Below are 15,223 nucleotides of genomic sequence, written 5' to 3'. Positions count from 1 at the left end.
ATTTTAATCTAAAGTGTTTCACGTGGAACATTTAGTTTAGATTTGAAAATTGAGTATATAATGTTTCACGTGGAACAATAAAATAGATTTCAAAATCACAATCCTTAATACGGATTAAATTATAAAGAAGATGTTTTTAAATGAATATGATGTGATAGTTGTGGGCGCAGGACACGCCGGTTCTGAGGCTGCTGCCGCTGCTGCAAATCTTGGTTCTAAAACCTTACTGGTAACAATGAGTTTGCAGAATATTGCCCAAATGTCATGCAACCCAGCTATGGGTGGAATTGCTAAAGGACAAATTGTACGCGAGATTGATGCGCTTGGGGGGTACTCTGGAATTGTTTCGGATAGAACTGCAATCCAGTTCAAGATGCTGAACAAATCCAAAGGTCCTGCAATGTGGTCTCCGCGTGTTCAAAGTGATCGAATGCGTTTTGCCGAGGAGTGGAGAATGATGCTTGAAGGAACTCCAAATCTTGACTTTTATCAGGAAATGGTGAAAGGTTTGATTATTGAAAACGGAAAAATAAAAGGAATCCGAACTTCGCTAGGAGTAGAGATTCGGTCTAAGTCGGTTGTGTTGACTAATGGAACTTTCCTGAATGGATTGATTCATATTGGCGAAAAACAATTTGGTGGTGGAAGAGCAGGCGAGAGTGCTGCACATGGAATTACTGAAGATTTAGTTGCTGCTGGGTTTCAATCAGGACGAATGAAAACAGGAACGCCTCCAAGAGTTGATGGACGATCTTTGGATTATTCAAAAATGAATGAAGAAAAAGGAGATGCGAAGCCGGATAAATTTTCCTATTCAGATGTGACCTCACCGTTGATTCATCAAAAATCGTGTCATATGACCTATACCTCTCTTGAAGTTCACGATATCTTGAGAGAAGGTTTTGATCGTTCGCCAATGTTTAACGGTAGAATAAAAAGTCTTGGGCCAAGATATTGTCCGTCGATTGAAGATAAAATTAATCGTTTTGCGGATAAAGAAAGACATCAACTGTTTGTAGAACCAGAAGGATGGAATACTTGTGAAGTTTATGTGAATGGATTTTCAACGTCGCTTCCTGAGGATATTCAATTCAAGGCATTGAGTTCTGTTGTAGGATTTGAAAAAGTAAAATTCTTTCGTCCGGGATATGCAATTGAATATGATTATTTCCCGCCGACGCAATTGAAGCATACTTTGGAAACAAAACTTATTGAAGGATTGTATTTCGCTGGTCAAATAAACGGAACTACAGGATATGAAGAAGCAGCTTCTCAAGGACTGATGGCCGGAATAAATGCGCATTTGAAAGTGCATGAAAAAGCACCCTTAATTTTAAAAAGAGACGAAGCCTATATCGGAGTTTTAATTGATGATTTAATTACGAAAGGAACTGAAGAACCATACAGAATGTTTACGTCTCGAGCAGAATATAGAACGCTGTTGCGTCAGGACAATGCCGATTTTAGGTTAACTCCCATGTCACATGAAATAGGTTTAGCCTCAGAAGCACGTTTGCGCAGAATGGAACACAAACTAAATGAATCCGAAAAAATGGTGGCTTTCTTCAAAGAAACGAGTGTTTCGGTTGCGGAAGCAAATCCTGTTTTAGAAGCAAAAGAGACGGCGCTGATTTCGCAAGGTGATAAGATGTTCAAAGTGTTTTCTCGTCCGCAAATTGATTTAGAGGACATGATGAAATTCGAGAAAGTAGTAGCTTATGTTGCCGCCAATGATGTGGATCAAGAAATTTTAGAACAAGCCGAAATCCAAGTGAAATATTCTGGTTACATAGAAAAAGAAAGAAATAATGCTGATAAGTTACTTCGTTTAGAAGATGTTAAAATCCCTGAAAATTTTGATTATGATAAAATTAAGTCCATGTCAATTGAGGCGAAACAAAAACTAGGCAAGATTCGTCCTGTTACCATTTCGCAAGCATCAAGAATCAGCGGTGTGTCACCAAGTGATGTTTCGGTGTTGTTGATTTATATGGGACGTTAGGAAGTGATCAGTATTCAGTTTATAGTGATCAGTTTAATTGTCGATTTATACTGAATACCGCCTCTGAACACGGAACACTAAAATTTGTTCCACGTGAAACTACGCTGTGAAGCCTTGGAATTATTAAAGAATCATAAAAATAAATAATTCAGCCCTGAAAGCATTCGTATGTGTTTTCAGGGTTTTGTTTAAAATTAAAAATATAAAAGACTATTAATTAATGAACATTTCAAACCAACAGCCTTTTTTAACCGTTAAAGATTATTCTGTTTCTCAGGAGGTTTTTAACTTGTATCATGACGCCAAATTAGATATGCTGATTACGTCTCCACAACCCAGTTTAGAAAATTTAGGGAAGTATTATGAAAGTGTGGATTACATTTCCCATACAGACAGTAAGCGATCCTTGTTTGAAAAAGCGTATCATTTTGTAAAAAGCATCGCGCTAAAAAACAAACTGAATTTAATCAATTCATTGCAATCCAACAAAGGGAGTATTTTAGATATAGGTGCCGGAACAGGGGATTTTTTATATGTTGCCAAAGAAAACGGTTGGCATACCATAGGAGTAGAGCCAAGTGAAAAAGCAAAAGCAATTGCCAAAAAGAAAGGCGTTTCATTTGTTGGCGAAACCAGTGAATTAGACAATCATTCTTTTGAAGTCATTTCGATGTGGCATGTTTTGGAGCACGTTCCTAATTTGGAAAACCAAATCAAAGAACTCAAACGATTATTAAAACCTAATGGAACTTTAATTATTGCTGTTCCAAATTTTAAATCCTTCGATGCAAAACATTACGGAACGTTTTGGGCCGCTTATGATGTGCCAATTCATTTTTGGCATTTTTCTAAAACGGCTATAAAAATGCTTTTCGAGAAAGAAGAAATGAAATTGGTACAAGTGCTTCCCATGAAATTTGATTCGTTTTATGTTGCTTTGCTTTCGGAAAAATACAAAACCGGAAAAATGAATTATATAAAAGCCTTTTTTGTTGGATTGCAATCAAATTGGGAAGCGAAGAAGAATTCTGAGTATTCCTCACACATTTACATCCTAAAAAACATCTAAAAATCATTTTAAGTGTATTTAAGCGTGTTTTTTAATGAAATCGAAGGTGATCATCGGATTTTTAAACTAATTCGTTTATTTAGAAGATATGAAGCTCGGTTTTAATAGTCATAGATTATGCATTTGTGAATCACAATAATAAAATCTTATATCATAAAAAAGTAGCATTTTTCAAACTTTATGTCAATACTATCTATTTTTTTATATTTTTGTCACCAATACTCAAAACTAGAAATTCATCAAAATGAAATCAAAGATTCACGACACGAGCGTTAGCGAACTGGCAACGCAATACCAAAAAATAAATATTAAAAACATGAGTAAAAAAGCATTAGTAATTATCGCATTATCAATTTCAATTGTTGCTTGTAACAAACCAGCAGAAGTTAAGGAAGTGAAAACTGCTTACGTAGATACTTCTGAATTAATGAAGGAATATACAGAGGCCAAAGATCTTGAAGCAAAATACAAGACAAAAGCAGAAGAAAAAGGAAGACAGCTAGAGGCTGAAATTAATCGATTCAAGCAAGAAGCAGCAGGTTTCCAAGCTCAGGCACAAGCTAACGGGCAGGCTTGGGCACAACAAAAAGGAGCTGAACTGCAAAAAAAAGAACAACAATTGAGCTACGCACAACAAGCGTTGTCTCAGGAATTGCAGCAAGAAAGCGGAAAAGAAATGGATTCTCTGGTGAGTGGTGTGAAAAAATTTATTAAATCCTACGGTAAGGAAAAAGGATATGCCTACATCTATGGAACCGGTGACGCTGCCTCAATTTTATACGCAGAAGATAAATTTGATATCACAAAAGAAATTATCAAAGCCTTGAACGATAAATATAAAGCTCCTGCAAAAACGGAAGAAACAGCAGCGGCTAAAAAATAAATTTTTACTATTAATTCAAAAGATTGCCTTCGTCTATAGTTAGATTGAAGGCTTTTTTTTTGAAGCCATACCCGGTTATCCGCTATAAACGTAGTTCACTGAACTCCAATTGAAATAAAAGTATAGTGAAGTAATCTCTCGTGTAGCAAGTGTTTTTTCTAAATTTCGAGGATTTTCGCTGCTATCCGGGCTAAAAAACAGTCGAATTATAATCGTAAATATTTTCCAATTATTCCAATAGTGTTTTTAATTTTCAATACTTTAGCTTTATATATACACGCCTAATGCAAACCATTTCAGAAGCCGCCGCTTATACAATACGATTCATCAATCAAACTCATCGATCCATTTTCCTGACCGGTAAAGCAGGAACGGGAAAAACCACACTTTTACGGGAAATTATCCAAACCACGCACAAAAATACCGTTGTGGTGGCGCCAACAGGAATTGCCGCGTTAAATGCAGGAGGCGTTACGATTCACTCCATGTTTCAGTTGCCGTTTGGAGGATTTATTCCAGATAATTCATCACCTCAATTTTCCGAAAGTACTAAATTTGAAACCAAAGCTACCTTGCGCAGGCATTTCAAAATGAGTGGTTTGAAGAAATCGGTGATTCGCAATATGGAATTATTGATTATCGATGAAGTCAGTATGCTTCGTGCGGATTTGCTGGATGCGATGGATTATATGATGCAAACAGTACGCAAGCGCAACACTGCTTTTGGAGGTGTTCAAGTCTTATATATTGGTGATTTGTTGCAGTTGCCGCCGGTCATTCGGGACGAAGAATGGCGTACGCTGAAAACCTATTACAAAGGAAAATTCTTTTTTCATTCGCACGTCGTGCAACAAAATCCGCCTTTATACATTGAATTGTCCAAGATTTTTCGCCAGACTGACGATACATTTATTTCGGTTTTGAATAACCTGCGCAACAATGAGATTTCACAGCAGGACATTCAAACCTTAAACCAATATGTAAAACCCGATTTCGATTTAAAAGCAAATAAAGGATACATCACATTAACCACGCACAACAACAAAGCCGATACGATGAACGCGCAGGCTTTACAAGATCTGGAGGGAAAGCTGGTGGTTTATAAACCGGAGATTACCGGAGATTTTCCGGATAAGATATTTCCCGTGGAACAACAATTGCAGTTAAAAGTGGGCGCGCAAATCATGTTTGTAAAAAATGATTTATCCTTTGATAAACACTATTTCAACGGAAAAATGGGCGTTATCAAATCCCTTTCGAGTAAAGAAATTCTGGTTCATTTTCCGGAAGAAAATAAAACTATAGAAGTTGAAAGATATGAATGGCAAAACATTCGATACAAAGTAGACGAAACCACTAAAGAAATTGATGAAGAGGTTTTGGGAACTTTTGTGCACTATCCCATCAAATTAGCATGGGCGATTACGGTGCATAAAAGCCAGGGACTAACCTTTGATAAAGCAGCACTTGATGTTTCGCAAGTTTTTCTACCCGGATAGGCTTATGTGGCATTATCTCGTTTGCGCTCACTAGAAGGGCTTATTTTACTATCTCCGTTGCGTATGAATGGCATTTCAAACGATCAGGATGTCATGGATTACTCATTAAACAAAGCTTCGGATTCGTTTTTAGAGAATGCCTTGCATTTTGAAACCAAAAATTTCATCCATAACTATCTGACAAACACCTTTGATTGGAACGATTTGGCTCAGGAATGGCGCAATCATAAATTCAGTTATAACGAAAAATCAGAAATTTCAGAGAAATCCAAACACGCTGTTTGGGCCAAAAAGCAAACAGAAATCATTGAACAGCTTTTAGATCCATCCAAAAAATTCATTTCGCAGTTGAATACCCTTTTTGGTCAGGAAACGGTCGATTTGAATCACGTATCGGAACGCATTCAAGCCGCTTTCAGTTATTTCCTAAAACCAATGGACGAGCTGGTTTTTGAAATTCTTTGGAAAATTGAAGAAGTAAAGCGCATCAAAAAAGTAAAAACGTTTTATGATGAATTAATCGTGCTAGAAGAATTGCAAACCAAAGCCGTTTTACGCTTAATGAAGGCCAAATTATTGATAGAAACCGTTGTGGCAGGAGAAGCCATTTCGAAAGAAAAATTGACCTCTTCAGAAATAAAAAATTACATCATCCGCAAGACAGAAGCCATACAAAATCAATTCAAGGAATTAAATATAACCTTGATTGTCGATGATAAAGACATAGAGCGTTATACTTCGAAAAAAGCAAAAACAACGGTACCTAAAAAAACAACGGTGCAGGAAACCTATGAATTGTGGGTCGAAAAGAAATCAATTGCGGATATTGCAACTATCAGAGTGCTGACCAAACAAACGATTTACACCCATTTTGTAAAGCTGATACAAACCAAAGCAGTTTCAATTTCAGAGGTTTTATCGGAGGATAAAATACAGGATTTAGCAGCTGCTTTTGCAGGATATAAAGAAGAATCACTGAATGCGTTGATGGAGAAATACGGTCATAAATTTTCTTGGGAAGAAGCGAGAATGTACAAAGCGAGTTTGAATTAAATAATAAGAAAGTATTAAAACTAAAAAACCCTATTCGGTACGAATAGGGTTTTTGTTTTATAGTGACTGAATTAATATCCAAGCTTCTGGATTGTGCTTTTCATTGATTTCTTTTTTTGCTTTTTCTGCTTCAGCAAATGTGGCGTAACTGCCATACAAAACCGGAAAATAACCGTTTCGGTTAGGAGCGATTCGCTTGGCATCATATCCTAAGCGATTTAAAATCCGCAGTGTTTTATCCGCATTTTTTTCTTCCCTGTACACTCCGGCCATAATGTGATACGGCATTTTTGCTTCGATAGTCGATTTTACGGATAGTGTAACAGCAGGAACCGGACTTTCGATGAAGAATGTGGCTTGCTGAATTTTATTTTGAACTTGTTTTTGAACGGCAGTTTCTACAAGAATCGTTTCTGAGGCAATTTGATTTTGATACATTGGATAACCAACACTTCCCGCAAGTCCTAATCCTAACACAAAAATAGCGGCGTATTTTAAATATGGATTCGCTGTTCTGGTTTCAGGAACCATAGTGATGGTTGCTTTTTCTTCAATTGCTTCTACTTCTTTTTCGAAGATTGCTCTTTTTACAAGTGGTGAAACAAAGGGAGCCAACCCAAAAGAGCTGGTTAAGTAATTCGTTTGGTCGTATGGAGTGAAAACTATATTTTTATCCGCGTTCAAATGAAGATCACCTACATTTTTGATAGAAAAAAGTTCGTTTTCTTCTAATGTTTTTTTCCAAGTAAAAACTTCATATTGAATGGCACTAACGGCATATTCATAAGACGTTTTCTCTGCTAAAGCGATATGATTGGCTAATAAACCATCATTGTTTTTCAAATTAGCATTGAAAGCGATCATTTTTTTGGGAGGAGAAAACGAGTTCGTGCTTTCGTTCCGTTTAGCCGATTGAATTTCGGTCAAAAAAGCTCCGAAACCCGGAACGGTTACACATTGATAACGGTATAAAAGCTGCGCGATGTATAGTTCGATTTTCATACTCACAAAGTTATACAACGAAAACAGGTATCAAAATTTTATTTACAATTTTTATTAACAATCCGCATAAAAATTTATACATTTCACCCTCAAATAATTAGCATGAAAGAGCAGGATTTATTTTATTTATTGGCATTGCAAAGAATAGAGGGCGTGGGCGACATCATAGCCAAAAAACTGCTTACCCATTTTGGAACAGCAGAAGCGGTTTTTAATACAAAAGCATCGCAACTCGCTGCTATTGATGGAGTAGGATCTGTTTTGCTGAAAAATTTAAAAGATAAATCAGTTTTCGAAAAAGCGACTCAGGAACTGGAGTTTATAAAAGCAAATGAAATCAATGCGGTTTATTTTCAGGACGAAGAATATCCAGATCGGTTGAAACATTGTATTGACGGACCACTTTTATTATTCACATCTGGAAATATCAATTTAAAAAACAGAAGAATAATCAGCATTGTAGGAACGCGCCAAATTACCTCGTACGGTACTGAATTTTGTAGAAAACTGATCGAAGATTTGGCTCCACTCGATCCTATAATCGTAAGTGGATTTGCCTACGGTGTCGATATTGTGGCGCATCAATTGGCAATGGAAAATAACCTACAAACCATTGGTGTTGTTGCTCATGGTTTAAACCAAATTTACCCGAAAACCCATAAAAAATATGTTGCTAAAGTCGAGCAAAACGGTGGTTTTATGACTGAGTTTTGGAGTTCCTCCAATCCGGATAAAGAAAATTTCGTGCGAAGAAACAGGATCGTTGCAGGAATGTCTGAAGCGACCATTGTAATTGAATCTGCCGATAGAGGCGGATCGTTAATCACTGCAAACATGGCGAATGATTACAATCGTGATGTTTTTGCGGTTCCGGGGCGTGTTACAGATAAGTATAGCCAAGGCTGCAACAACCTCATAAAGACTCAAAAAGCAAATGTCTTGACTAGTGCCGCCGATTTGGTTTATATTTTGAATTGGGATATTCAGAAGGAATCCAAACCCGTACAAAAACAATTATTTGTAAGCTTAGAGGAAGACGAGCAAAAAGTTTACGATTACCTGGTAAAAACTGGAAAAGAATTAATGGATATCATTGCTCTGCGTTGTGATTTTCCTATTTATAAAATTTCGGGAATGCTGTTGAATATGGAATTGAAAGGCGTGATACGACCTTTGCCGGGGAAATTGTTTGAGGCGATTTGATTTAATCCTATCAGGGTTCCAAACCCTGATAGGATTGTAATTATTTTTTACACTTCAAATCCTAGTTTTTCTCTTACTCTTGCCAAAACAATATTGGTAACTACTGCTGCTTTTTGAGCACCAATTTTCAATAAAGCATCTACTTCATTAAGATTATTGATGTAGTAATTGTATTTTTCTCTCTTATGTTGTCTACATACTTTGTGGGCACGGATTGCAAATCCGCCTATCGGGTTTATTGAGGTAGTAATTGTATTTTTCTCTCTCACGTTGTCTACATACTTTGTGGGCACGGATTGCAAATCCGCGCTATCGGGGTTAAATAGCGTGATGCAGTTAGCAAGATCCAGAGCAAGAGGTTATAGAAATCCAGATAATTTTATAAAAATGGTGTATTATTTAGGCAATGCCTAAAAATACAATTCCACTAATTTAGGCGAAGAGCCATATTAATTTAGTGAGATTAAAATTGTATTAGATTTACGTTGATTAAAATTTCCAGATGTAATATCAATTTTAATGTTTTTTTTATCCTCGTATACTTTTACAATATTTATATTGATAAAATTCTCCAATAAATATAATTTGCAAATTGGCAGTTCTCCAAATTCGCATTTTGATAAATACAAATTATTGGAAACTTCACCTGATTCTGCATTTTTTGCGCTTCCTACCTCGTTTTTAGTGATAACGATATTGATTAAATTATCAGTTAAAGCGTAAGATTTAAAATAACTTATATTTCCAATTAAATTATTTAATTCTAAATTGTTTACTTCTTTAGCTTCAAAGTTTTGAGATTTACAACTTAAAGCTGTTATAATAAATAATAGTAAAATAATGTTTTTCATAATTATATTTTAAGGATTAATAACTTTGAACTGATACATGAATGTGGTCTTGGTGACCGCCAATAGGCCAATTCAGATTTACAGATCCGTTAGGAAATGTCTTGTGTTTAAAAGAAGGCCCGAAATTCTCTCTGATTGATGGATAGTTATCAAAAGCATCTTGCAGGGCTTTAACTTGAATATTATTACCTATATTTATCATTTTTGTGCCATTTATTCTACTTATGTCAACCGCAGTGCCTCTTGTATGATTACTTGTAGAGGAATGAGTGCCATTTGTTGTGGCAGCAATATATATTGAGGTTATTTTATTAGAATTTTCTAGGTTGCTATTTGCTAAATTTATTGCAAATTTTATACTATTAACTAAATCTACAGCAACCTCATTGTTTGAATTTTTATTGTCGCTTTGAGTGGTTCCAAAGGTTATTATTAGTGTAGAACCATCGTTCAGAATAATACTCTTTGGAATCAACTGTTTAGGGCCAGAATAATCAATGTTATCGTAATCAGTGTCCCCCATAAATCCGTCAGAAGAATAGCCATAATTATTTACCATTGAATTAATCATTTCTTTAACAAATTGATTAATTGCAGGAACAATAATCCCGTTAAAATTATTTTCAGATAAATAATTAAACATTTCTTGCGCAAAAACACAACTTTCGTCCGACCAATTTTCATCGATTTGATATTGAATTATTTGATTAAAAGCATTCATATTATCTTGATTACTGGCAAAAAAACCTTGTCCTGCATCTCCTAAATTAGTCCAAACATACGACCTCTTTACTGCATTAATATAGTTTGGGTCGTCATATACAGGATTGTCATAAAAATTAGGTGCGTAAGCATAAGGATCCGCAGTGCCTCCGCCACCAGAAGTATTGCCTGGGTCAGATGAACCTCCGCCGCCACTACCTCCTCCGCTAGAGCAAGATTCATAAGACACGGATGTGCTAACACACAAATTACATAAATCACATTTACCTGAACCGTCACAAATTCCTGGGTCAGTACAATGATAACTCGTAGTTTCATAACTACACATTTCTAAACTTGATGTTTTTGATGTCAAAGAATTAGCAACGGTTCCTTCATATATCCGTTTTATTTTTTCAAATAATTTTTGTTTAGTATCGCTTTTCGGGAATTTCTTTAAGTAAAAAATGGAGGTTTCCCATGAATTGTTGACTTTATGATATACCAGATTATATATTTCATTTGGTTGCGCTACTGTTGTCAATGGGTAAATACGAAAAGTATAAGTCGTTTTATTAGTTTGACTAACGTGTTTTTTTATTGCCAGCGTATCAATTATAAAATCAGAAAAGCGCCTGGTTTCTTTAGCTGTATTGTTTTTTTTAGCTGCTGTATTGGATAGCATTTGCTTGGGATTGAGCTTTGTTTCGTTTTTGAATTGAAGCAGCGAAATTTTGTCTTTATCAATTCCATTGTGTTGCAATTTATTTTCAAGCATTTCTTCCTCTACTGGGCAATTGCTAAACGTTATTGCTAAAATAAAAAGAAGTATAAATTTGCTAATGTAGCTTTGTGCTTTGTTTCATAGTTTTAAGATTTAAATTTAATGCTATTTTTTTAAACAAGATTAATCAAAACTATAAAATGAAAATAGTAAAAACAATACCCACTTTTAGTGATATTTAAAAAAAAACCTTTTTAGTCATTAAACTAAAAAAGGAATGCTATAAACGCGATATAATTGTAACATATATGTCATTTAAGCAATAGCAAAGTATTAAACTTAAAAAAACTTACATGACTTATATGGTTTAAAAAAGATTGTTACATCTCAAATCCTAATTTTTCTCTAACTCTTGCCAAAACTCCATTGGCAACAGCCGAAGCTTTTTGAGCACCAATTTTTAGTAAAGCATCTACTTCAGGAAGGTTGTTCATGTAATACTTGTATTTTTCTCTTTCGGTTTTGAAAGTTTCTATAATCAACTCAAACAACGCTTGTTTGGCGTGACCGTAACCGTAATTTCCATTTAAGTAATTGGCGGTCATTGTGGCTATTTGTTGTTGATTTGCCAATAATTTATAAATGGCAAACGCATTGCACGTATCCGGATTTTTAGGATCTTCCAGCGGCGTGCTGTCGGTTTCAATACTCATCACCTGTTTGCGTAAGGACTTATCATCCAAGAATATATTGATAATATTATTAGCTGATTTACTCATTTTTCCGCCGTTAGTTCCGGGAATCAGCATACTGTCTTCCTGAATTTTTGCTACGGGAAGTACGAAAGTCTCTCCCATTTGGTGGTTGAAACGGGACGCTACATCACGAGTGATTTCAACATGCTGCAATTGGTCTTTTCCTACGGGTACAAACTCGGCGTCGTATAATAAAATATCTGCCGCCATCAGCATTGGATACGAAAATAAACCAGCATTGACATCTTCCAGTCTATCCGCTTTGTCTTTGAAAGAATGCGCTAATGTCAAGCGTTGAAAAGGAAAAAAACAACTCAAATACCACGATAATTCTGCTGTTTTCGGCACATCTGATTGTCTGTAGAAAACGACTTTATCTACATTCAAACCACAGGCAAGCCAAGCAGCAGCAGTACTGTAAGTATTTGTTCTTAAAGTTTCGCCGTTTTTTATTTGCGTGATTGAATGCAAATCAGCAATGAAAAGAAACGATTCGTTTTCCGGTTTATTTGATAGTGCTATTGCGGGAATGATTGCACCAAGTAAGTTTCCTAAATGCGGAGTTCCGGTACTTTGAACGCCTGTAAGTATTTTTGCCATTATGATTTTTAACTATTACCGCAAAGTTCGCAAAGTTTTTTATTTTTTACCGCAAATTTGCAAATTATAAAAATCAAGTTACTTTAAATCGTGTTAGTAATTTCTTTTAACCATATCAGACATTTAAGTCAATAAAACCTTGATGGTTAAACGAAGATATTATAATTGAGCAGTAAATTAGAACTTATAATACTTATATGTTGAAAAACGCAAGAATATTTTTTGAGTATCATAACATCCGATTTCTTACTTTTGAACTTATGAGAGCATTAAAAATTATTTTCTGGGCGCTATGGCGTATATGGTTTTATATTTTGATGACCATTCCTATATTGGTGATGTTTCCTTTTCTGGTGCTGTCTATTTTGACGGAAAACGGGTATCCTTATTTTTTTAAGATGGCTCGTATTTGGGCAAAATTCATTCTTTTTGGCATGGGTTTTCATTATAAAATAGATAGAACACAAGCAATGGAGTGCCAAAAAAGTTACATGATTGTTGCGAATCATACCTCCATGGCTGATATTATGCTGATGCTTGTCCTGACAAGAAATCCGTTTGTTTTTGTAGGTAAAAAAGAACTTTCAAAAATTCCGTTGTTTGGCTTTTTCTATAAAAGAACCTGTATTTTGGTGGATAGAAATTCTTCAAAAAGTAAAATGGAAGTCTTTAATCGCGCTCAAAAAAGAATTAATCAAGGACTGAGTATCTGTATTTTTCCAGAAGGTGGTGTTCCATGTGATGAATCAGTCTTGCTGGACACTTTCAAAGATGGTGCTTTCCGATTGGCAATTGAGCATCAAATACCCATTGTTCCCATTACTTTTGGAGACAATAAAAAAAGATTTCCATATGCTTTTTGGGGAGGAAGTCCAGGATTTATGCGGGTAAAAATACATTCTCATGTGGAAACTTTTGGAAAAACAGGGGCAGACAGGAAACAAATTCGCGAAGAAGTACGCGAAATCATTTACGAGCAATTAGTTGCTTTCGACTCTAAATAAATTTTAAAAACTGTAACTGATCCCGGAATACAATCCAATAAATAGCGGTTTAAAGTCACCAGAGTTGTTTGAAAAAGTATTTATTTGATACTTTACCATAGGTTCAAAATTAATCTGAAATGATTTTACAATTCGGTATTTAAAGCCGGTACTCACATTAGTGCTAAAATGGATTTGCTTCAAATCTGTAAATTTCTTCGGCATCCGGATAACTACTCGAATGTATCAAGTAAACTCCTAATAGCTTTTTACAGTCAATAATTTATTGGTCTAACCGCACAATTTTATTCAAGAATTAATTAATAACGACTGGAACTTCTACTTCTTCAAAGATATTTTCTCCATTAGCATTCTCCCCTTTATAAAATTTAAAAATATAAGAACCGGTATTGGTTACATAAAAATTAAAAGAAACCTCTGATGGTGAAGGTATTTGTTGCGTACAAACTTGACTAGTATTCACTGCCGTTTGAATGCCTATGGTTCTTACATTCAAATTTTTGTCATAATAAATCCCTTGAAATAAATGACATTCGGTTGGTCTTGTATATTTTAATTTTATCTCATAGGTATTTCCCAATATGAATTTTTCGGGTAATGTATAGCTATCTATAGGCAGCACTTCAAAGCTATAAGAATCTTGATTGTCATTATCAATGGAACATCCGGTCAAGGTTGTAATGAACAGAATAAAAAGCACAATTTTTTTCATTTATTAATTTTTTAAATTTATACAATTCAGTTTCTTAATTGAATTCTAAGCTGTTTTGCAAAAGATCAAAATTTCAACAAAAGGTTGCGTGTAAAAATAAAAAAATCCGTCTCGTTTTTTAGGTACGAGACGGGTTTTACTTTTTATGCTTCTGCCAATTCTTTTATTCTGGCTTTAATCTTTTCTTCTAATTCATCCGCTAATTCCGGATTGTCTTTAATCAAAGACTTAACAGCATCCCGACCTTGTCCTAATTTAGTTTCACCGTAACTGAACCAAGATCCTGCTTTTTTGATGATTTCAAACTCAACAGCAAGATCAAGAATCTCTCCTGTTTTTGAAATTCCTTCCCCATACATGATGTCAAATTCCGCGATTTTAAATGGCGGAGCGACTTTGTTTTTCACCACTTTTACTTTGGTTCTGTTCCCAAGGACGTTATCTCCATCTTTAATTTGAGTAGAACGACGAATATCCAAACGAATCGAAGCATAAAACTTCAATGCATTTCCTCCCGTTGTAGTTTCTGGATTTCCAAACATCACACCAATTTTCTCTCTTAATTGATTAATAAAGAAAACTGTACAATTTGTTTTACTGATGGTTCCTGTTAATTTACGCAGTGCTTGAGACATTAAACGAGCGTGTAATCCCATTTTAGAATCTCCCATTTCGCCTTCAATTTCACTTTTTGGAGTCAAAGCTGCAACCGAGTCAATGACAACAATGTCAATTGCTCCGGAACGAATCAAGTTCTCCGCAATTTCTAACGCTTGTTCTCCATTATCAGGTTGTGATATGATTAAGTTTTCAATATCTACGCCTAATTTCTCCGCATAGTTTCTGTCGAAAGCATGTTCTGCATCAATAAAAGCTGCAATTCCACCTGCTTTTTGAGCTTCAGCAATAGCATGAAGCGTCAATGTGGTTTTTCCAGAAGATTCCGGACCGTATATTTCAATAATTCTACCTCTTGGATAGCCTCCAACTCCTAATGCCAAATCGATTCCTAAAGACCCGGAAGAAATAGTTTCTACTTCTTCAATGGCTTTGTCGCCCATTTTCATTACTGTCCCTTTTCCGTAGGTTTTGTCTAATTTATCAAGCGTAAGTTGTAGCGCTTTTAATTTAGATTCTTTCTCTGAACTCATCTTCTCTTTTACC

General features: G+C 35.3%; 12 protein-coding genes and 2 pseudogenes. 6 read left to right on the top strand and 8 right to left on the bottom strand.

The window, feature by feature from the left end; all coding sequences use genetic code 11:
- The first annotated feature begins 130 nt into the window (after positions 1 to 130).
- The 4 genes and pseudogenes from mnmG (at position 131) to EKM05_RS00355 (ending at position 6,506) form a co-directional block, all read left to right on the top strand.
- Complete coding sequence (gene mnmG / locus EKM05_RS00370) at positions 131 to 2,002, top strand: tRNA uridine-5-carboxymethylaminomethyl(34) synthesis enzyme MnmG (protein ID WP_126552824.1); 1,872 nt, start codon at positions 131 to 133, stop codon at positions 2,000 to 2,002.
- A 220-nt stretch (positions 2,003 to 2,222) separates the two neighbouring features.
- Entirely contained in the window at positions 2,223 to 3,071 is an 849-nt protein-coding gene (locus EKM05_RS00365; RefSeq protein ID WP_126552821.1) for a bifunctional 2-polyprenyl-6-hydroxyphenol methylase/3-demethylubiquinol 3-O-methyltransferase UbiG, read from the top strand.
- A gap of 316 nt (positions 3,072 to 3,387) precedes the next feature.
- Complete coding sequence (locus EKM05_RS00360) at positions 3,388 to 3,954, top strand: OmpH family outer membrane protein (RefSeq protein WP_126553165.1); 567 nt, start codon at positions 3,388 to 3,390, stop codon at positions 3,952 to 3,954.
- Positions 3,955 to 4,238: 284 nt separating this feature from the next.
- A pseudogene (locus EKM05_RS00355) lies at positions 4,239 to 6,506 on the top strand (helix-turn-helix domain-containing protein).
- Between the two features lie 57 nt (positions 6,507 to 6,563).
- On the opposite strand, the gene EKM05_RS00350 reads toward EKM05_RS00355, so the two are convergent.
- Complete coding sequence (locus EKM05_RS00350) at positions 6,564 to 7,508, bottom strand: SPOR domain-containing protein (RefSeq protein ID WP_126457747.1); 945 nt, start codon at positions 7,506 to 7,508, stop codon at positions 6,564 to 6,566.
- A gap of 102 nt (positions 7,509 to 7,610) precedes the next feature.
- Here EKM05_RS00350 and dprA point away from each other — a divergent pair, with 102 nt between their 5' ends.
- Positions 7,611 to 8,711, top strand: coding sequence for a DNA-processing protein DprA (gene dprA, locus EKM05_RS00345; protein WP_126552819.1), 1,101 nt, complete (start codon positions 7,611 to 7,613; stop codon positions 8,709 to 8,711).
- 47 nt (positions 8,712 to 8,758) lie between these two features.
- Here dprA and EKM05_RS00340 read toward each other — a convergent pair.
- The 4 genes and pseudogenes from EKM05_RS00340 to trpS all read right to left on the bottom strand — a co-directional run.
- Positions 8,759 to 8,896: pseudogene (locus EKM05_RS00340) on the bottom strand (tryptophan--tRNA ligase); the annotation flags it as partial.
- 264 nt (positions 8,897 to 9,160) lie between these two features.
- Positions 9,161 to 9,562, bottom strand: a complete 402-nt coding sequence (locus EKM05_RS00335) for a hypothetical protein (RefSeq protein WP_126552817.1) — start codon at positions 9,560 to 9,562, stop codon at positions 9,161 to 9,163.
- Between the two features lie 16 nt (positions 9,563 to 9,578).
- Positions 9,579 to 11,042 (bottom strand): hypothetical protein, encoded by a 1,464-nt coding sequence (locus tag EKM05_RS00330; protein WP_126552815.1) that lies wholly within the window; start codon positions 11,040 to 11,042, stop codon positions 9,579 to 9,581.
- Positions 11,043 to 11,368: 326 nt separating this feature from the next.
- Positions 11,369 to 12,343: a tryptophan--tRNA ligase gene (gene trpS, locus EKM05_RS00325; protein WP_126552813.1), complete on the bottom strand. Its 975-nt coding sequence runs from the start codon at positions 12,341 to 12,343 to the stop codon at positions 11,369 to 11,371.
- A 260-nt stretch (positions 12,344 to 12,603) separates the two neighbouring features.
- On the opposite strand from trpS, the gene EKM05_RS00320 reads away from it, so the two are divergent.
- Positions 12,604 to 13,347, top strand: a complete 744-nt coding sequence (locus EKM05_RS00320; protein WP_126457744.1) for a 1-acyl-sn-glycerol-3-phosphate acyltransferase — start codon at positions 12,604 to 12,606, stop codon at positions 13,345 to 13,347.
- Positions 13,348 to 13,350: 3 nt separating this feature from the next.
- Here the strand turns inward: EKM05_RS00320 and EKM05_RS14330 are convergent, their stop codons facing one another.
- From EKM05_RS14330 to recA, 3 genes are all read right to left on the bottom strand, one after another.
- Positions 13,351 to 13,551 (bottom strand): hypothetical protein, encoded by a 201-nt coding sequence (locus tag EKM05_RS14330; protein ID WP_126552811.1) that lies wholly within the window; start codon positions 13,549 to 13,551, stop codon positions 13,351 to 13,353.
- A gap of 91 nt (positions 13,552 to 13,642) precedes the next feature.
- Positions 13,643 to 14,059 (bottom strand): membrane lipoprotein lipid attachment site-containing protein, encoded by a 417-nt coding sequence (locus EKM05_RS00310; protein WP_126457743.1) that lies wholly within the window; start codon positions 14,057 to 14,059, stop codon positions 13,643 to 13,645.
- A 143-nt stretch (positions 14,060 to 14,202) separates the two neighbouring features.
- On the bottom strand, positions 14,203 to 15,210 hold the full coding sequence (recA, locus tag EKM05_RS00305; RefSeq protein WP_126452335.1) for a recombinase RecA: 1,008 nt from the start codon (positions 15,208 to 15,210) through the stop codon (positions 14,203 to 14,205).
- Between the last annotated feature and the right edge of the window lie 13 nt (positions 15,211 to 15,223).

Source organism: Flavobacterium sp. GSP27, assembly GCF_003970395.1.
Lineage (GTDB): Bacteria > Bacteroidota > Bacteroidia > Flavobacteriales > Flavobacteriaceae > Flavobacterium.
This window is presented reverse-complemented; position numbering and strand designations above follow the sequence as displayed.

Coding starts and splice junctions, on each gene's coding strand:
- mnmG (WP_126552824.1), top strand. CDS start 131: ATGTTTTTAAATGAATATGATGTGATAGTTGTGGGCGCAGGACACGCC.
- EKM05_RS00365 (WP_126552821.1), top strand. CDS start 2,223: ATGAACATTTCAAACCAACAGCCTTTTTTAACCGTTAAAGATTATTCT.
- EKM05_RS00360 (WP_126553165.1), top strand. CDS start 3,388: ATGAGTAAAAAAGCATTAGTAATTATCGCATTATCAATTTCAATTGTT.
- EKM05_RS00350 (WP_126457747.1), bottom strand. CDS start 7,508: ATGAAAATCGAACTATACATCGCGCAGCTTTTATACCGTTATCAATGT.
- dprA (WP_126552819.1), top strand. CDS start 7,611: ATGAAAGAGCAGGATTTATTTTATTTATTGGCATTGCAAAGAATAGAG.
- EKM05_RS00335 (WP_126552817.1), bottom strand. CDS start 9,562: ATGAAAAACATTATTTTACTATTATTTATTATAACAGCTTTAAGTTGT.
- EKM05_RS00330 (WP_126552815.1), bottom strand. CDS start 11,042: ATGCTTGAAAATAAATTGCAACACAATGGAATTGATAAAGACAAAATT.
- trpS (WP_126552813.1), bottom strand. CDS start 12,343: ATGGCAAAAATACTTACAGGCGTTCAAAGTACCGGAACTCCGCATTTA.
- EKM05_RS00320 (WP_126457744.1), top strand. CDS start 12,604: ATGAGAGCATTAAAAATTATTTTCTGGGCGCTATGGCGTATATGGTTT.
- EKM05_RS14330 (WP_126552811.1), bottom strand. CDS start 13,551: ATGCCGAAGAAATTTACAGATTTGAAGCAAATCCATTTTAGCACTAAT.
- EKM05_RS00310 (WP_126457743.1), bottom strand. CDS start 14,059: ATGAAAAAAATTGTGCTTTTTATTCTGTTCATTACAACCTTGACCGGA.
- recA (WP_126452335.1), bottom strand. CDS start 15,210: ATGAGTTCAGAGAAAGAATCTAAATTAAAAGCGCTACAACTTACGCTT.